At 69.1% G+C, this 17,909-nt stretch carries 16 protein-coding genes; 7 read left to right on the top strand and 9 right to left on the bottom strand.

Translation table 11 applies throughout. The annotated features are described in order from the left end of the window. Positions 1 to 63: 63 nt before the first annotated feature. The 4 genes from lipA to CKW34_RS14930 form a co-directional block, all read right to left on the bottom strand. On the bottom strand, positions 64 to 1,074 hold the full coding sequence (gene lipA / locus CKW34_RS14945; RefSeq protein WP_026061742.1) for a lipoyl synthase: 1,011 nt from the start codon (positions 1,072 to 1,074) through the stop codon (positions 64 to 66). 54 nt (positions 1,075 to 1,128) lie between these two features. Continuing rightward, positions 1,129 to 1,908: a lipoyl(octanoyl) transferase LipB gene (lipB, locus tag CKW34_RS14940; RefSeq protein WP_059380889.1), complete on the bottom strand. Its 780-nt coding sequence runs from the start codon at positions 1,906 to 1,908 to the stop codon at positions 1,129 to 1,131. Between the two features lie 126 nt (positions 1,909 to 2,034). Next, positions 2,035 to 4,161 (bottom strand): 2-oxoglutarate dehydrogenase, E2 component, dihydrolipoamide succinyltransferase, encoded by a 2,127-nt coding sequence (gene sucB / locus CKW34_RS14935; RefSeq protein ID WP_081264146.1) that lies wholly within the window; start codon positions 4,159 to 4,161, stop codon positions 2,035 to 2,037. Between the two features lie 296 nt (positions 4,162 to 4,457). Beyond that, on the bottom strand, positions 4,458 to 5,969 hold the full coding sequence (locus CKW34_RS14930; protein ID WP_059380900.1) for a leucyl aminopeptidase: 1,512 nt from the start codon (positions 5,967 to 5,969) through the stop codon (positions 4,458 to 4,460). A gap of 155 nt (positions 5,970 to 6,124) precedes the next feature. On the opposite strand from CKW34_RS14930, the gene gcvT reads away from it, so the two are divergent. Further along, a complete protein-coding gene (gene gcvT / locus CKW34_RS14925; protein WP_059380901.1) occupies positions 6,125 to 7,225 on the top strand; it encodes a glycine cleavage system aminomethyltransferase GcvT in 1,101 nt (366 codons plus the stop codon). Positions 7,226 to 7,257: 32 nt separating this feature from the next. After that, complete coding sequence (locus CKW34_RS14920; protein ID WP_059380902.1) at positions 7,258 to 8,364, top strand: branched-chain amino acid aminotransferase; 1,107 nt, start codon at positions 7,258 to 7,260, stop codon at positions 8,362 to 8,364. 73 nt (positions 8,365 to 8,437) lie between these two features. Here CKW34_RS14920 and CKW34_RS14915 read toward each other — a convergent pair whose 3' ends face one another. Both CKW34_RS14915 and cobT read right to left on the bottom strand, forming a co-directional pair. Beyond that, positions 8,438 to 9,202 (bottom strand): adenosylcobinamide-GDP ribazoletransferase, encoded by a 765-nt coding sequence (locus CKW34_RS14915; RefSeq protein ID WP_059380903.1) that lies wholly within the window; start codon positions 9,200 to 9,202, stop codon positions 8,438 to 8,440. Continuing rightward, the gene (gene cobT / locus CKW34_RS14910; protein ID WP_059380904.1) at positions 9,202 to 10,293 is read right to left on the bottom strand and encodes a nicotinate-nucleotide--dimethylbenzimidazole phosphoribosyltransferase; all 1,092 of its coding nucleotides are present in this window, start codon (positions 10,291 to 10,293) and stop codon (positions 9,202 to 9,204) included. Before cobT ends, CKW34_RS14915 begins: the two co-directional genes overlap by 1 nt. Before the next feature lie 123 nt (positions 10,294 to 10,416). On the opposite strand from cobT, the gene CKW34_RS14905 reads away from it, so the two are divergent. After that, the gene (locus CKW34_RS14905) at positions 10,417 to 10,650 is read left to right on the top strand and encodes a hypothetical protein (protein WP_059380905.1); all 234 of its coding nucleotides are present in this window, start codon (positions 10,417 to 10,419) and stop codon (positions 10,648 to 10,650) included. A 14-nt stretch (positions 10,651 to 10,664) separates the two neighbouring features. On the opposite strand, the gene CKW34_RS14900 is transcribed toward CKW34_RS14905, so the two are convergent. Next, positions 10,665 to 11,339, bottom strand: a complete 675-nt coding sequence (locus CKW34_RS14900) for a DUF3043 domain-containing protein (protein ID WP_059380906.1) — start codon at positions 11,337 to 11,339, stop codon at positions 10,665 to 10,667. A 141-nt stretch (positions 11,340 to 11,480) separates the two neighbouring features. Between CKW34_RS14900 and CKW34_RS14895 the strand changes: the two genes are divergently transcribed. Together CKW34_RS14895 and CKW34_RS14890 are read left to right on the top strand one after the other, a co-directional pair. Then, the gene (locus tag CKW34_RS14895; protein WP_059380907.1) at positions 11,481 to 11,831 is read left to right on the top strand and encodes a HesB/IscA family protein; all 351 of its coding nucleotides are present in this window, start codon (positions 11,481 to 11,483) and stop codon (positions 11,829 to 11,831) included. Positions 11,832 to 11,965: 134 nt separating this feature from the next. Continuing rightward, on the top strand, positions 11,966 to 12,940 hold the full coding sequence (locus tag CKW34_RS14890; protein ID WP_059380908.1) for a carbohydrate kinase family protein: 975 nt from the start codon (positions 11,966 to 11,968) through the stop codon (positions 12,938 to 12,940). A gap of 73 nt (positions 12,941 to 13,013) precedes the next feature. Here CKW34_RS14890 and asnB read toward each other — a convergent pair whose 3' ends face one another. Then, positions 13,014 to 14,939, bottom strand: coding sequence for an asparagine synthase (glutamine-hydrolyzing) (gene asnB, locus CKW34_RS14885; RefSeq protein WP_059380909.1), 1,926 nt, complete (start codon positions 14,937 to 14,939; stop codon positions 13,014 to 13,016). Between the two features lie 353 nt (positions 14,940 to 15,292). Here asnB and ctaC point away from each other — a divergent pair, with 353 nt between their 5' ends. Further along, on the top strand, positions 15,293 to 16,378 hold the full coding sequence (ctaC, locus tag CKW34_RS14880) for an aa3-type cytochrome oxidase subunit II (protein ID WP_080968139.1): 1,086 nt from the start codon (positions 15,293 to 15,295) through the stop codon (positions 16,376 to 16,378). 33 nt (positions 16,379 to 16,411) lie between these two features. Beyond that, positions 16,412 to 16,828: a cytochrome c oxidase subunit 4 gene (locus CKW34_RS14875; RefSeq protein WP_006554396.1), complete on the top strand. Its 417-nt coding sequence runs from the start codon at positions 16,412 to 16,414 to the stop codon at positions 16,826 to 16,828. Between the two features lie 71 nt (positions 16,829 to 16,899). On the opposite strand, the gene CKW34_RS14870 is transcribed toward CKW34_RS14875, so the two are convergent. After that, positions 16,900 to 17,907, bottom strand: coding sequence for a HEAT repeat domain-containing protein (locus tag CKW34_RS14870; protein WP_059380911.1), 1,008 nt, complete (start codon positions 17,905 to 17,907; stop codon positions 16,900 to 16,902). Positions 17,908 to 17,909: the final 2 nt, after the last annotated feature.

Raw genomic sequence — 17,909 nt, 5'->3', positions numbered from 1 at the left:
GGTGGTGGCACGTTTACCACCACCGGGGCCGCCCGAGGACCTGCCGCGACGAGCGGCGAGAGGTCAGTTGCCGAAGCGCGCCAGAACGGCACCGGCTTCCTGGGACGCCGTGCCCTCCTCGGCGAGATGCGCCTGGTCGGCGGGCAGTTCGCGGCCGTGGTGGGCCATCGCCTGCGCGTACAGGCGACCGGCACGGTACGACGAACGCACCAGCGGCCCGGCCATCACACCGGCGAACCCGATCTCGCGGGCCGTCTCGGAGTGGTCGACGAACTCCTGCGGCTTGACCCAGCGCTCGACCGGGTGGTGGAGCGGGGAGGGCCGCAGGTACTGGGTGATCGTGATGATGTCGCAGCCGGCGTCGTGCAGATCGTGCAGCGCCTCGGTGACCTCTTCGGGGGTCTCACCCATACCGAGGATGAGGTTGGACTTGGTGACCAGTCCGAAATCGCGGGCCTGCCGGATCACGTCGAGCGACCGCTCGTAACGGAAGGCCGGACGGATGCGCTTGAAGATCCGCGGCACGGTCTCGACATTGTGCGCGAGCACCTCGGGACGCGACTCGAAGACCTCCTGCAGCAGATCGGGCTTGCCGTTGAAGTCGGGGATCAGGTTTTCGACGCCGGTGCCCGGATTGAGCGCGTGGATCTGCTTCACCGTCTCGGCGTACAGCCATGCGCCGCCGTCGGGCAGATCGTCGCGGGCGACGCCGGTGATCGTGGAGTAGCGCAGACCCATCGAACGGACCGACTCGGCGACACGGCGCGGCTCGTCGCGGTCGAGCGCGGTGGGCTTACCGGTGTCGATCTGACAGAAGTCGCAGCGACGGGTGCACTGCTCGCCACCGATGAGGAAGGTCGCCTCGCGGTCTTCCCAGCACTCGTAGATGTTGGGACAACCGGCTTCCTCACAGACCGTGTGCAGACCTTCGCGTCGCACCAGGCCCTTGAGGTCGGTGTACTCCGGGCCCATCTTCGCCCGGGTCTTGATCCAGTTGGGTTTGCGTTCGATCGGCGTCTGCGCGTTTCGGGTCTCGATCCGCAGCAGCTTGCGTCCTTCTGGGGCCACAGTCACGCACTCGATCGTACGCCGCCGGTCCTGCCCGGACCCGGCGGGTGTGACCGCCCCTCAGAACCGGTGCGTCGTGAATTCCGGGGTGGTGGTGGGAATTCCGGACGCCCCCACTGCCTGCTCGAAGGTGACCCGCTCGATGTCGCACTCGGTCACGGGGATTCGGCCGTCGAGAGCGGCGATGACGGCCTCGGTGACGGCGGGGACGACGTCGTCGACGGTGACCTCCCGGCCGAGTTCGCCGGTGAGCGACGCGACTCCGGCGTCGCGGATGCCGCACGGGACGATCGAGTCGAACGCGTCGAGAGCCGAATTGCAGTTGAGTGCGAAGCCGTGCATGGCGACACCACGTTGCACCCGGATGCCGATCGCAGCGATCTTGCGTTCGGGGAGCCAGTGCCCGTCACGCAGCTCGGCGGGAAGCCAGACACCGGAGCGTCCTTCCACGCGGCCGCAGTTCAGGCCCATGTCGGTACAAACGCGGATCAGGCCCTGTTCGATGCGACGCACGTAGCCGACGACGTCGATCGGCTCGGCGAGCTTGACGATGGGGTAGCCGACGAGCTGCCCGGGGCCGTGCCAGGTGATCTTGCCGCCGCGGTCGACGTCGATGACGGGCGTGCCGTCGGTGGGACGGTCGCCGTCCTCGGTGCGGCGCCCGGCCGTGTAGACGGGCGGGTGTTCGAGCAGGAGCAGGGTGTCGGCGCCGATGCCGTCGGCGCGCTCGTTCGCGAGTTCGCGCTGCCTCTCCCAGGCCTCGAGATAACCGATGGTTCCGAGACGTGCGACGGCGACGGGAGCCGAATCGGAACGGGCGGAAGACGAGGGATCACTCATGTTCCTGAACTCTACGCCGCACCGCAGGAGGAGGGCACCCGCTGTGGCGCGGACGCCGACGGGGGCATCACCGCAGTGGTGATGCCCCCGTCGGAGGTCGTCCGGAGGTCGTCCGGATCCGGAAACCTACAGTCCCAGATCGGCCTCGAACGCGCCCTCCTCGAGACGATGCTTGATCGTCTTGAGGAAACGGCCCGCGTCGGCACCGTCGATCAGGCGGTGATCGTAGGTGAGCGGCAGGTAGCACATCGAGCGGACGCCGATGGACTCGTTGCCGGTCTCGTCGATCACCACGACCGGACGCTTGACGATTGCGCCGGTTCCGAGCATCGCGGCCTGCGGCGGCACGAGGATCGGGGTGTCGAACAACGCGCCCTGGCTACCGATGTTGGTGATGGTGAAGGTGCCACCGGCCAGCTCGTCGGGCTTGAGACCACCCTTGCGGGCACGCTCGGCGATATCGGCGATCGCGCGGGCGAGCTCGGCCAGCGACAGGTCGCCGGCGTTGTGGATGACCGGGGAGAGCAGACCCTGCTCGGTGTCCACCGCGATGCCGAGGTGCTCGGCCGCGTGGTAGGTGATCTCCTTCTTGCTGTCGTCGAAGGAGGCGTTGACGTTCGGGTGCGCACGCAGCGCCTCGACGACGGCCTTCGCGAAGAACGGCAGGAAGGTGAGGTTGACGCCCTCGCGCTCGGAGAACGTCTTCTTCGCCTGCGCACGCAGCTGGGCGATCTTGGTGACGTCGACCTCGAAGGTCTGGGTGAGCTGCGCGGTGGTCTGCAGCGACTCGAGGGTCTTCTTCGCCGTGATCTGGCGGATGCGGTTGACCTTCTGGGTCGTTCCGCGCAGCTTGGCGAGCTCGGGACGGACACCCGGAGCCGGACCGGCCGGAGCGGCGGGCTTCTGCTCGCCACCGGCGGCCTTGCCGCCCTCGGCGGCTGCGAGGACGTCCTGCTTGCGGATGCGGCCACCGACACCGGTGCCCTTCACCGTCGACAGGTCGACGCCGTGCTGCGAGGCGAGCTTGCGCACGAGCGGGGTGACATACGGGGTCGCACCGCTCGGGGTGGACTCCTCCTGGGGCGCGGGCTTCGGGGTGGTCGCCGCGGTCCCGACCGGCTTCGGTGCGGGAGCCGGTGCGGCCTGCTCGACCTTCGGGGCCTGCTGCTGTGCGGCGGGCTTCTGCTCGGCGGGCTTCGGAACCTCCTTGGGAGCTTCCTGCTTGGGAGCCTCCTGCTTCGGCGCCGACTTCTCCTCGGCGGGAGCGGACTGCTGGGCCGGGGCCTCGCTGCCGATGACGGCGAGTTGGCCGCCGACCTCGACGGTCTCGTCCTCCTGCGCGGTGATCTCGGTGAGGATGCCGGCGACCGGGGAGGGGATCTCGGTGTCGACCTTGTCGGTGGAGACCTCGAGGAGCGGCTCGTCCACGGCGACCTCGTCGCCGACGGCCTTGAGCCAGCGGGTGACGGTGCCTTCGGTGACCGACTCGCCCAGTGCCGGCATGGTGACCGAGGTGCCCTCACCGCTGCCACCCGAGGATGCAGGCTTCGCAGGCTCGGACGGAGCCGGAGCGGCCTCCTCGGACGGCTCGGTGGCCGGGGCCGACTCCTCTGCCGGGGCGGACTGCTCGGCGGGAGCGGACTGCTGGGCCGGGGCCTCGCTGCCGATGACGGCGAGTTGGCCGCCGACCTCGACGGTCTCGTCCTCCTGCGCGGTGATCTCGGTGAGGATGCCGGCGACCGGGGAGGGGATCTCGGTGTCGACCTTGTCGGTGGAGACCTCGAGGAGCGGCTCGTCCACGGCGACCTCGTCGCCGACGGCCTTGAGCCAGCGGGTGACGGTGCCTTCGGTGACCGACTCGCCCAGTGCCGGCATGGTGACCGAGGTGCCCTCACCGCTCCCACCCGAGGATGCGGGCTGCGCGGGGGCGGACTCGGCGGCGGGCTCCTCCGCGGGAGCCTCTTCGGCCGGTGCCTCTTCGGCGGCGGGAGCGGAATCTCCACCGGCTTCCTCACCGGCGTCACCGATCACGGCCAGTTCGCCACCGATCTCGACCGTGTCGTCCTCCTGGGCGACGATCTTGACCAGCACGCCGGCTGCAGGCGACGGGATCTCGGTGTCGACCTTGTCCGTGGAGACTTCGAGCAGGGGCTCGTCGACTTCGACCGTGTCTCCTTCCTGCTTGAGCCATCGCGTGACAGTTCCCTCGGTGACGCTCTCACCAAGCGCTGGCATCTGGACGGAGAAGGCCATGTCTGTTGACTCCTCGACGGTTGTGTTCGTGTGTGTTGAGTTGTACCGACTCGTGGTCGCCGACCATTGTGTGGTCGTTGACCATTGTGCGCGGGGCGGGAACCCCGTGCCTGCTGGTTCACGTGTTCGGTCGGGCCGATACCGGCGGGGCATGGCCCCTCCCATCCTTGCACCTATCTTTCGGTGATGTTCGGGGAGGGGCGGATCACCTCACACCGGGGGTTCCGCTGTTGCCGATCACACCGGTCCTCTCCCTTGCCCCGGACGGGCCCGTAGGAGAGGACCGGTGCCGAAGATCATCCGTTGGCGGCGACGTCCTCGATCACGGCGAGCATCGTGCGCACGGGCACGCCGGTGCCGCCCTTGCCGACGTAACCGAACGGTCCGCCCGTGTTGAAGGCCGGGCCGGCGACGTCGATGTGCGCCCACTGAACACCCTCGGCGACGAACTCCTTCAGGAAGATGCCGGCCGTGAGCATGCCGCCCCACCGGTGCGGGGAGACGTTCGCGAGGTCGGCGACGCGGGACTCGAGATCGCCGCGCAGTTCCTTCGGGAAGGGCATCGCCCAGCCGTTCTCACCGACCTCCCGGGACAGCGCCGCCACGCGGTCGCGGAACTCGTCGTGACCCATGACGCCCGGCGTGCGGGTGCCGAGGGCGACCATCTGCGCGCCGGTGAGGGTCGCGGTGTCGATGAGGTAGTCGGGATCGTCCTCGCACGCGCGCACGATCGCGTCGGCGAGGATCAGGCGACCCTCCGCGTCGGTGTTGATGACCTCGACCGTGGTTCCGCCGTACTGGGTCAGCACGTCGCCCGGACGCTGCGCGGTCGACGACGGCATGTTCTCGGCCATCGGCACGGTCGCGGTGACGTCGGCGGCGACACCGAGCTTCGCGGCGAGTACGACCGTCGCGACGACCGCGGCGGCCCCGGCCATGTCGGAGGTCATCGCCTCCATACCGGCGGCGGGCTTGATGGAGATGCCGCCGGTGTCGAAGGTGATGCCCTTGCCCACGAGCGCGACCTTCGGGGCCTTCCGCTTCTTCGACGAGTAGGACAGGCGCACGAGACGCGGGGGACGCGACGAGCCCTTGCCGACGCCGACGATGCCGCCGAAGCCCTTCTTCTCGAGCGCCTTCTCGTCGAGGATCTCGACCTTCAGGCCGGCGGCCTCACCGAGCGCCTTCGCGCGCTCGGCGAACTCGGCCGGGAACAGGTGGCTCGGCGGGGTGTTCACGAAGTTCCGGGCCGTCGCGACGGCCTCGGCGATCGCGACGGAGCGGGTGAGGGCCGCCTTGGCCGCGCGGTCGCGGGTCGACGGCACGAGCAGCTCCACCCGCGCGACGGGCCGCGCGTCCTCCTTGGGGGCGGACTTCTCCGACCGGAACTCGGTGTAGGTGTAGGCGCCGAGCGCGAAGCCTTCTGCTGCGGCACCGAGGTCGACGGCGGACAGCGTGGTCGCGACCGTCTCCACACCCGTCAGCGCGCGTGCCGCGGTACCGGCGGAGCGGCGGACCTGCTCGGCGTCGATCTTGTCGGCGTCGCCGAGACCGACGGCGAGCACGCTCGCCACGGGCAGGGAGACAGGTGCCGGCACGCGGGTGAGCTCCTCGCCGCGGCCCTTCGCGCCCACGGCGACCAGGGCGTCGAGCAGTTCGCCGAGAACCGCTTCGTCGATCGGTGCGTCGCCGGCGAGTATCTCGGGGGCGGCGTCGGAGGAGGTCACGCCGATCACCAGGACATCGGCTCGTTTCGAAACCGAACCGGCGAGAACGAGTTCGGGAAGATCGGGAGTGGGTGCACTCACAGGGCATCTCCTTGGGGCTGGGTCGGGAACGAGCGAGTCGTTCTCTTACGGCGTCGTTCGGTGCGAGGGGAATCGCCTCGATGCCATCGACCCTAATGACAACGACGCCCGGCGTCGCTGTCGGACACGATGGCCGTGGGATAGCGTCGTACGCCATGAGCGACGAGGAACTGAAGCAGGGCCCCATCCACACCGTGCACGTCGAACTCGGTGCGACCTTCGCTCCGTTCGGCGGTTGGGAGATGCCGGTCTCCTACGCCGGGACGGTCGCCGAGCACACGGCCGTGCGCGAGAACGTGGGACTGTTCGACGTCAGCCACCTGGGCAAGGCGCTCGTCGCCGGACCGGGTGCCGCCGAGTTCCTGAACACCACGCTCAGCAACGATCTCACCCGGATCGGCCCCGGCAAGGCGCAGTACACGCTGTGCTGCACCGAGACCGGCGGTGTCGTCGACGACCTGATCGTCTACTACGTCTCCGACGACGAGCTCTTCCTCGTTCCGAACGCGGCCAACACCGCGGCGGTCGTCGAGGCGCTGTCCGCGGCGGCGCCGGCCGACGTCACTGTGACGAACCAGCATCGCGACCACGCGGTGTTCGCCGTCCAGGGCCCGAAGTCCGTCGAGGTCCTCGAGGCGCTCGGCCTGCCCACCGACATCGCCTACATGGGATTCGCCGACGGCGAGTACGAGGGTGCTGCGGTGCGTGTGTGCCGCAGCGGCTACACCGGTGAACGCGGCTACGAGGTGCTGCCGCGCTGGGACGACGCCGAAGGTGTCTTCCGCGCGCTGCTCGACGCCGTCCGCGCACAGGGTGGTCAGGCCGCCGGTCTCGGCGCCCGCGACACCTTGCGCACCGAGATGGGCTACGCGCTGCACGGGCACGAGTTGTCCGTCGACATCTCGCCGCTCGAAGCGCGGGTCGGATGGGCCGTGGGCTGGAAGAAGCCGCAGTTCTGGGGCCGCGACGCGCTGCTCCGCGAGAAGGAGGCGGGCCCGGCACGGAAACTGTGGGGCCTGCGGGCGCTCGACCGCGGCGTCCTGCGTCAGGACCTGACGGTGCGTCGCGACGGTGACGAGGTCGGGCGGACCACCTCGGGAACCTTCTCGCCGACTCTCAAGATCGGCATCGCTCTCGCGCTCCTCGGCACCTCCGCCGGACTCGAACCCGGCGACGAAGTGACCGTGGACGTGCGCGGACGATCGCTGCGTGCCGAAGTGGTGGCTCCGCCGTTCGTCGAGGACCACACCAGATAGCGGTTCTGCGGGCGGTTGTACCATTGTCGTCCATGACAGGTGTCCTCGAATTCGCCCGCGTCCAGCATCCTTCACCGAGCTCTGCGGAGCGGCGCCAGGAGGTTCTGTCGAATCCCGGATTCGGGCAGTACTTCACCGATCACATGGTGTCGATCACGTACACCGACGGAATCGGCTGGCACGACGCGAAAGTCGAGCCGTACGCACCGATCTCGCTCGACCCGGCGGCAATGGTCCTGCACTACGGGCAGGCGATCTTCGAAGGCCTCAAGGCCTACCGTCAGGCCGACGGCAGCATCGCGTCGTTCCGCGTGACCGCCAATGTCGCGCGCATGAACCGGTCCGCGGAGCGGCTCGCGATGCCGTATCTGCCGCCGGAGCTGTTCGTGAAGGCGATCACCGAGCTGGTCGAGGTCGACAACGAGTGGGTCCCCGCCGCGGGTGGCGAGGATTCCCTCTACCTGCGTCCCTTCGCGTTCGCGATCGAGCCGGCTCTCGGCGTGCGGCCCGCGAAGGAGTACAAGTTCCTCGTCATCGCGTCTCCGGCGGGTGCCTATTTCCCGCGCGGCGTGAAGCCCGTCAACGTGTGGCTCTCCCGCGAGTACGTGCGCGCCTCCCCGGGCGGCACCGGCGCCGCGAAGTTCGCCGGCAACTACGCGGCCTCGCTCGTCGCGCAGGCCCATGCCGCCGAGCAGGGTTGCGACCAGGTGGTCTGGCTCGACGCGATCGAGCGCAAGTACGTCGAGGAGATGGGCGGCATGAACCTGTACTTCGTGTACGGGTCCGGTGCCGACGCGCGCCTGGTCACGCCGGAGCTGTCCGGCTCGCTGCTTCCCGGCATCACCCGCGACTCGCTGCTCACCCTCGCCAAGGACTCCGGTCTCGCGGTCGAGGAGCGGCGCATCAGCACCGACGAGTGGCGTGAGAAGGCCGCCAGCGGTGAGATCACCGAGGTGTTCGCGTGCGGCACCGCCGCGGTCATCACGCCGGTCGGCAGCGTCAAGGACAAGGACGGCGAGTTCACCATCGCCGACGGTGAGCCCGGCCCGATCACGATGGCCCTGCGCGACACCCTCACGGGCATCCAGCGCGGTACCTTCGCCGACACCCACGGGTGGATGACGACGCTGCGCAAGTGACGTAGCCACGAACGACGCGAGGGGTGCTGCCGGATTCGGCAGCACCCCTCGTCATTTCCGGACGTAGTGCGATCTAGAGCAGACTCGCCGCCGCCACCGCGACGGCGGCAACCGTGCCCTCGGTGACCGCGCCGAGCACGTCACCGTTCATGCCGCCGAAGCGCGCGGCGCAGTGGCGGGCGAAGAGAACCGCGGCGACCAGTACCACCGCGACGACGAACGGTCCGGACGGGATCGGCCCGGGCAGGCACACGAGCGACAGTGCCACGGCCGCCACCGTCCACACCACGATCGGCACGACGCCCTGTGTCCCTGCCACGAGTGAGCCGAAGCCGCTGCCGGGCGCTGCCGGTACGCCGCGTCGGCACGCGACGACCACGGCCACACGTCCCGAGAAGACCGCGAACGCGATCGCCCACCACGCGTCGGTGTCGGCGAGCGCGCCGAACGAGGCGGCCTGCAGACCGAGGACGACGACGAGCGCCGCGACACCGAAAGGGCCCGCGCCGCCGCTGTGCATCACCTCGCGCGCCCGCTCGGGCGGGCCGTAGCAGCCGAGACCGTCGGCGGTATCGCTCAGACCGTCGACGTGCATTCCCCGGGTGCCGACCGCCAGCACCCCGACACACAGCAGACCCGTCACCAGCGGTGGCGTCCCGACGGCGGAACCGACCAGGCAGACGACCGTGGCCGCGGCAGCGAGCACGGCACCGGCGATCGGCGCCGCGGAGATCGCACGACCCGCGACCGTCCGGTCGATTTCCGACGGGCCTCGCGCGGGCAGGACCGTCAACCACGACAGGGCCAGCGCGGCCCCACCGAGCCAGGCGCGGATCATCAGTCGGTGATCGCCGGAGCGCTCTCGTCGCGGGTGCTCACGCCCGCTTCGGAGAAGGTGGCCATCTGCGCGAGGATCGCAACCGCACCCTGCAGCACCGGCAGCGCCGTGACGGCACCCGAGCCCTCTCCGAGGCGCATTCCGAGGTCGACGATCGGTTCGAGCCGGAGATGACGCAGCGCGAGGGTGTGGGCGGGTTCGGCCGACCGGTGGCCGGAGACCCACCAGCGTGCCGCGCCGGGTGCGAGTTCCTCGGCGACCATCGCGGCGGCGGTGACGACGACGCCGTCGAGGATCACCGGCGTCCGGCGGATCGCGGCCTGCGCGAGGAATCCCGCCATCGCCGCGAAGTCGGCGCCGCCGGCGGTGCGCAGCAGGGCGACAGGATTTCGTACGTGGGGTCGTGCCCGCCACATGGCGTCGCGGATCGCAGTGACCTTGCGCATCCACCCCGCGTCGTCGACGCCGGTGCCTCGGCCGACCGCGGCCACGGGCTCGGTGGAGGTGAGGGTGGCGATGAGAACGGTTGCAGGAGTGGTGTTCCCGATCCCCATATCACCCGCGACGAGCAGATCCGCGCCTTCGTCGACCTCGCGGTCGGCGAGCGCACGGCCTGCCTCGATCGCGCGGATCGTCTCCTCGTGCGTCAGTGCGTCCTCGCGGTCGATGCTGCCGCTCGAGCGCCGGATCTTGAACTCGGACACCTCGGGGGAGGTGTCGCTCTCGACGGCCATGTCGACGACCCGCACTCCCGCTCCTGCGGCAGCGGCGAGCACGTTCACGGCGGCGCCACCCGCGGACAGGTTCGCGACCATCTGCGCGGTGACCTCCGGCGGATAGGCCGAGACCCCGTTGCGCGCGACGCCGTGGTCGCCTGCGAAGACCACGACGCGCGGCCGGCGGAAGGGATGGGGCGGGACCTCGCCCTGGCAGGCGGCGACCCAGCACCCGAGTTCCTCGAGCCGGCCGAGCGAGGCGGCGGGCTTCGTCAGATCCCGCTGGCGTTCCTCGGCGGCGACGCGTGCTTCGAGATCGGGTAGGTCGACGCGCGGGAACTCGACGTCGGCGGGGGAATCGGAACCGCTGGTCACAGGTCACCTCTCGGACGGATCTTCACGCGAGAACGCTATCAACCGCCCGGTCTGGCAGGAATTCGACGTTATGCGTCATCACTGCCACTTTTCGGCGACGGGGGTCGGTCGGAGGATCGAGACATGATCGAACTCACAATCACGGTCGTGGTCCTGTCCACCCTGGTCGTCGGACTCGAGCTGCTCCGCCGAAGGACCGCTCCCGCGCCGGCCTGGGTCCGGCGCGCACCCTGGCGGCTCCACTGGGATCGCCCCGCGGAGACGACTCGGCCGCGGCACCGCATGTCTCAGGACATGCAGGCCGCGGCCGAGATCCGGCGGCTACCGCCGATCGTGTGCGGGGCGCCTCACAACTGAGGGTCGCCGGGAGGTCAGACGGCGTCGCCCGGGCCCACCCGGGGGAGCGGTGCACGCAGCTTCTTGATCTGGGAGGCGCGCACGAAGGCGTACCAGCCGAGCCCGAAGCCACCGTCCGTCGAATCCGGGAAGCGCTCGCGCGCCTTCTTGTTGACCATACGTCCGAGGTAGATGCCCTCGATGATCATCAGGAACATCATCACGAACATCGCGAGCGTGACGTACTGCTGCACCACCGGTCCGAGGAACATCGACATGATGAGAACGAGGGCGAGCGGCATGAACAGGCCGACGAGATTGCGCCGGCTGTCGACGATATCGCGCACGTAGGCGCGCACCGGGCCGCGATCGCGGGGGAGCAGGTACTTCTCCTCGCCCGCGAGCATCCGGTTGCGGCGCTCGGACGCGTCGGCGCGCCGCTGCGCGGCGGCCGCCTTGCGCTCCTCCTTGCTCTGCGACTTGCGGGCGGCCTTGCGGCGCTCGCGTGCTTCCTTCGTAGTCAGGGGAGCGGGGGCGACGGGACCGCGACGACGGTTCTCGGCGTCGCGCCGTTTGGGCGTCGGACGCCCCTTACCGGTCGTCGCTTTCGCGGACGCGGAATCGTCGGGAGTCGCGGCCGGGGAGTCCTCGGTCGCAGGAACCTGGTGATCGGCGGAGTCGTCGGAACCACCGCGGCGTAGCAACTTCACACCACCAGGCTATGGGATAGTGGAGAGAAGCGGGAAATTCCGCATGCCATACCACGCTCGGCGCAACTCGTCCACGAGGAATAGATTCCGGCGCGGTACCGTTGAACCATCGGGTTTCGACACGAACGACAGGGAGCGCCCATGACTGTGCAGCAAGAGACCGATACTCACGGCGTCATCCTGACCGAGGCCGCCGCTGCGAAGGCGAAGGCACTGCTCGATCAGGAGGGCCGCAACGACCTCGCACTGCGTATCGCCGTGCAGCCCGGAGGCTGTGCCGGTCTGCGGTACCAGCTGTTCTTCGACGATCGCACGCTGGACGGAGACCTCACGAAGGAATTCGCCGGTGTGACGCTCGCCGTCGACCGGATGAGCGCGCCGTACGTCGAGGGTGCGTCGATCGACTTCGTCGACACCATCGAGAAGCAGGGCTTCACCATCGACAACCCGAATGCCACGGGATCGTGTGCCTGCGGCGACTCGTTCAACTGAACCGAGAACGCACCTCGGAACCCCGGCGCTTCACGGCGCCGGGGTTCCGTCGTTTCCGCGGTAGTACCGTGGGACCGCTACGGCTCTCCGTGTGAGCAGCCACACCATCCACATCCGCGGAAAGGCTCAGCCACGTGACCATCGCCGTGACCGGCTCCATCGCCACCGACCACCTCATGCGCTTCCCGGGCCGGTTCGCCGAGCAGCTGCTCGCCGACCAGCTCGCGCACATCTCCCTGAGCTTCCTCGTCGACGACCTCGTCGTCCGGCGCGGTGGAGTGGGCGGCAACATCGCCTTCGCGATGGGTGTCCTGGGCGGAACGCCGGTGCTCGTCGGCTCCGTCGGTGCCGACTTCACCGAGTACCGCACCTGGCTCGAGGACCACGGGGTGGACTGCTCGTCGGTGCGGATCTCGCAGACCGCCCACACCGCCCGCTTCGTGTGCACCACCGACCTGGACATGGCGCAGATCGCGTCGTTCTACCCCGGTGCGATGTCCGAGGCCCGCGAGATCTCGATCGCCGACGTGGTGAGCAAGCACGGCGTCGACCTCGTGCTCGTCGGCGCCAACGACCCCGACGCGATGATCCGGCACACCGAGGAGTGCCGCCGGCTCGGCGTCCCGTTCGTCGCCGATCCGTCCCAGCAGCTCGCTCGCCTGGACGGGCAGCAGACCGAGCAGCTCATCGACGGTGCCGAGTACCTGTTCACCAACGAGTACGAGTGGGGCCTGCTGCTGCAGAAGACCGGTCTCACCGAGGACGAGGTGCAGGCGAAGGTCGGCATGCGCATCACCACCCTCGGCGGCGACGGCGCGAAGATCGTCGACCGCGACGGCAACCGGGTGCAGGTCGGTGTGGTGCCCGAACGCGCCAAGGTCGACCCCACCGGTGTGGGCGATGCCTTCCGCGCAGGCTTCCTGCTCGGCCACCGCTCCGGTCTGAACATCGAACGGGCCGCGCAGCTGGGCTCGCTGGTCGCGGTGCACGTCCTCGAGACCACCGGCACGCAGGAGTGGAGCTTCGACCGCACCGACGCCCTCAAGCGTCTCGCCGACGCCTACGGCACCGGCGCCGCCGACGAGATCGGCGCGGTTCTCGGCGCCTGATCCCGCCCCCGGAACGACGAACGGCCGCGAGCACCCCGGAAGGGGAGCTCGCGGCCGTGTCTCGTCGTGACCGTCAGATCTCGACCGGGTAGGCCGGCTCCTGGATCTGCGGCACGATGCGCTTCTCCACGAAGATGCCGTGCCAGACCATGAAGCACAGCACCGTCCACAGACGACGGCTGTGATCGATCGGGCCGGTCCGGTGCTCGTCGAGCATCCTCGCCACCGCGGCCTTGTCGAGCAGGTGATCGGTCTGCGACTCGGCGATCACCTCGTGCGCCCAGTCGAACAGCTCCGTGCCGGCCAGCCAGTGCCGCAGCGGCACCGGGAAGCCCAGCTTCGCGCGGTGCAGCACGTGCGGCGGGACGATGCCCTCCAGTGCCTGCCGCAGCGCATACTTCGTCGTCTGTTTCGTGATCTTCTGGTCCAGCGGAACCTGCGACGCCACCCGGAAGACCTCGGAGTCCAGGAACGGCACGCGCAGCTCGAGCGAATTGGCCATCGTCATCTTGTCGGCCTTGACGAGGATGTCGCCGCGCAGCCACGTGAACAGGTCGAGATGCTGCATCCGTGCCACCGGATCCCAGCCGGCAGACTGCGCGTAGATCGGGGCGGTGACGTCCTGGTGCGTCCATTCCGGACGGAAGTCGCGCAGCACCGAGCGCAGCTGCGCGTCGTTGAAGCTGCGGGCGTTGCCGTAGTAGCGCTCCTCGAGCGTCATCGAGCCACGGTGCAGCAGGCTCTTGCCTCGGGTGCCCTCGGGGATGCGCTCCGACAGCTTCCCGGCGGCCCGGCGCAGCGCCGGCGGCAGGAACTCGAACGGACGCAGCGACAGCGGCTCGCGGTAGATCGTGTACCCGCCGAACAGCTCGTCGGCGCCCTCACCGGACAGCACGACCTTGACGTGCTTGCGGGCCTCCCGGGCGATGAACCACAGCGGCACGAGCGCCGGGTCGGCCACCGGGTCGTCGAGGTACCAGATGATTTCCGGGATCGCCGCGGCGAACTCGCTGGGGGAGACCACCCGCACCACGTGCCGGGCACCGATCGCGGCCGCCGACTCCGCGGCGACGTCGACCTCGGAGTAGCCCTCCCGCTCGAAACCCGCGGTGAAGGTGATGAGCTTCGGGTTGTGGCGCATCGCCAGCGCGGCGATGGCCGTGGAGTCGATGCCACCCGAGAGGAACGACCCGACGGTCACGTCGGCGCGCATGTGCTTGGCCACCGAGTCCTCGAGGGCCTCGGCGATCTCGCGGTAGCGGTCCTGTTCGCGTCCCGCCGCGAACGGCCGGACCGGGAAGGTGGGGTGGAAGTAGCGGGTGATCTCGGGCTCGGCGCCGGGGGTGATGCGCGCGTAGCAGCCCGACTCGAGGCGGCGGATCCGCCGGTGCAGCGTCTCGGGCTCGGGAACGTACTGCAGCACCGTGTAGTGCTCGATCGCACGAGGATCGAGCTCGGTGTCGATGCCGATCACGTCGGCGAGCTCGAGCAGGCTCTTCTTCTCGCTGCCGAAAGCCGTACCGCCGGTGCCGGTCGCGAGGAACAGCGGCTTGATGCCGAACGGGTCGCGCGCGACGAACAGCTCGCGGGTGTGCGTGTCCCAGATCGCGAAGGCGAACATGCCCCGCAGGCGCTGGACCGCGCGCACTCCCCAGTGGTGGTAGGCCGCGACGATCGCTTCGCTGTCGCCCTCGGTCGCGAAGGAGGCACCGAAGGTCTCGGTGAGCTCCTTGCGCAGTTCGAGATAGTTGTAGATCTCACCGTTGAAGGTCAGCGCGTAGCGGTCGGGCTGCTCCGGCGGGCCCCAGCGCAGCGGCTGGTGCGAGTGCGCGATGTCGATGATCGACAACCGGTTGAATCCGAAGACGAGGTCGGCGTCGTGCCAGGTGCCGTGCTCGTCGGGGCCGCGATGGCGCAGGCAGTGCATCGCGGAGCCCACCTTCGCGACGGCGTCGTCGCTGGTGCCGTCAGTGGTCAGAAACCCGAGCAATCCGCACACGCGTGGGTTACCTCATTCCGGTCGGGGGTGTCGCGAAGAACCCCGGTGGGTGCCCAGCGCGGGACACCGCACCGCGCATGACACCGGGAACTACCACTCGGGGTCCGGCGTTGGTTCTACCGAAGTATGCCGCAGACGGTCGACACCGGGCAGCCGCGCCCGGACGCCACCGACGATCACTCGCCCGTCAGGAGAAAACCGACGTCACGAGCCGGGTCTTCCGGTCGAAACGCCCAGTCCGACACTTTCTTCGTGCCCCGGCGATGGATAGCGCCCGGGTTTGGTCTACGCTGCGTAGTAATTGGGCCGGCCCTCCGGGTGTGCCCTAGTGGAATTGCGGCGATCAGGAAGGCGTGAACGTGGCGCAAGGTCGGATCCTTCGGCGGTTCGGGCTCGCAGCATCACTCGGCATTGCAGCCTTGGTGCTGACCGGGTGCTCGAGCGAAGAAATCCTTCGTTTCGGCTGGCCGGAGGGCATCACTCCTCAGGCCGAGCGTATGCGTGAACTGTGGACGTGGTCGGTTGTCGCCGCCCTCGTCATGGGAATTCTCGTGTGGGGACTCACCTTCTGGGTGATCATCGCCTACCGGCGTCGGAAGGACGATCCGGAGTTCCCGCGTCAGACGGCGTACAACGTGCCGCTCGAGCTGGCTTACACCGCGGCGCCGTTCGTCGCCGTGTGTGTCCTCTTCTACTTCACGGTCGTGGTCCAGAACTACGTCCTGGACAAGGAGGACAACCCGAACGTCGTCGTCGACGTGACGGCGTTCCAGTGGAACTGGAAGTTCGGTTACCGGACCATCGATCTGCAGGACGGCACCGCGCGGTACGAGGGCACCGACGAGGTCGCCCAGGACGCGGTCGCACTGCAGCCGTACGAGCCGGGCACCGAGGGTGAGCACGGTGGTGGAGAGGGCGGCGAGCACGAGGCTCCGGGCCCCATCCACGGCAAGCCGGCGGAGGACCTGTCCTACCTCCACTACGACAAGATCGAGACGATCGGCACCAGCGAAGAGATTCCGGTGCTCGTGCTTCCCACCGGCAAGCGCATCGAGTTCCACCTCGCGTCGTCCGATGTGATCCACGCTTTCTGGGTGCCGGAGTTCCTGTTCAAGCGCGACGTGAACCCGAACCCGCGTGAGAACAACTCCGATCCGGTCTTCCAGATCTCCGAGATCGAGCGTGAGGGCGCGTTCGTCGGCCGCTGCGCCGAGATGTGCGGCACCTACCACGCGATGATGAACTTCGAGGTCCGCGCGGTCAGCCCGGAGGACTTCGCCCGGTACATCGAGCTCCGCAAGCCGGTCGAGGACGGCGGCGAAGGCCTGTCGAACGCTCGTGCGCTCGAAGCCATCGGCCAGAGCCCGATCGCGACCTCGACGACTCCGTTCAAGACCGACCGCACGGACCGGTCGGCGACCGTCGCCGCAGGCGAGTGACGGCCACCCCCTCCGACAAGGACAAGTGCTGATATGAAGATCGAAGCCAAGCTCTTCGAGGTCGTGACGGTGTTCTTCGTGCTCGTCGCCATCGTGTACGGCGTGTTCACCGGGCTCTCGGACAAGGGCATCGAATGGGCCGGCCTCACGGCCATCGTCCTCTCCGCCGGTCTGACCCTGATCGTCGGAACGTACTTCCGCTTCGTCGCGCGTCGTCTCGACACCCGTCCCGAGGACTACGAGGACGCCGAGATCAGCGACGGTGCGGGCGACCTCGGTTTCTTCAGTGCGGGTAGCTACTGGCCGATCCTGCTCGCCGGTGCGGCCGCTTTCGCCGCCATCGCGCTGGCCTTCTACCAGCCCTGGATGATCGTCCTCGCGGTCGCACTCATCATCGCCGCCGCAGCCGGCCTGGTGTTCGAGTACCACATCGGACCCGAGAAGCACTGAGCCGACACTCTCGACGCACACGGGCGCCGCACCTTCGGGTGCGGCGCCCGTGTCGTTTCCGGCGTCGTTCGTCAGGGAGCCTTGCGGGAGGTGAGGACAACCCTCGCGGTCGCTGCGACCGTGCGATCCGGGTCGTCGGTCAGAGCCTCGAGAGCGTCGTGGGCGGCCGATCCGGGGATCTCCGCGAGTGCCTGCGTGAGACGCAGCCGGACACCGGCATCGTCCGAGCCGCCCAGTGCGTGCCGCAGCGACCGCACGATCTCGGCGGACGACAGCGGCCGATCCGCGAGCACACCCAGCACCTCGGCCGCCTCGACGTCCGACTGTCCCTCCACGATCATCTCCACCAGCACGGGCACGGCCGCGTTCACACCTCGCGCCCCGAGCGTCAGAGCCGCCGTGGAGCGCGCCCTGGGATCGTCATCGTCGAGGGCCTCCTCCAGGAGCGTCGTCGATTCGGGCACACGGAGTTCCGCGAGTGTCGCGATCGCCCGTCGCCGAACCGGCACGTCGTCGGAGCGCAGACCCTCCGCGAGAGCCGGCAGCGCAGCGTCGATCGCATCCGCCCGGGCGAGCGACCAGCGCAGCGCGCCCGCGACGAACGGGTCCTCCTCCGACAGCGCGGCCCGGACCAAAGCGGCGACCGGAAGCGTCGTCTCCGCGTCCTGGGACAGGATCGCCTGCTGGCGGCGTGACCCGGAATCGGATTCGAACGCCCGCAGCAACGCTACGAGGCGCAGGACGTCGTCCCAACCGGTGGGGGAGAGCGAGTCGACACCTTCGAGACGGGCGAGGAGCTCGGTCTCGGCGGCGATCCGTTCCCGCGTGTGCGCGATCAGCTCCTGCACCAGTTCCGCCGGAGCGAAATCCGGTTCCCCCAGCGCTCGTCCGACCTCGTTCAGCGACAGGCCGAGACTCCGGAGACTCTCCACGTGGAAGAGCCTCCGGAGGTCGTCCTCGGTGTACTCGCGGTAACCACCCGAGGTGCGGCCCGTCGGCGTTACCAGCCCCAGGCGGTCGTAGTGCCGCAGCATGCGGGTGCTGACACCGGAGCGCCGTGAGACCTCACCGATCAGCACCG

Source organism: Rhodococcus rhodochrous (assembly GCF_900187265.1).
GTDB lineage: Bacteria > Actinomycetota > Actinomycetes > Mycobacteriales > Mycobacteriaceae > Rhodococcus > Rhodococcus rhodochrous.
The sequence above is the reverse complement of the archived record's forward strand: the minus strand, read 5'-3'. Positions and strand labels throughout refer to the sequence as shown.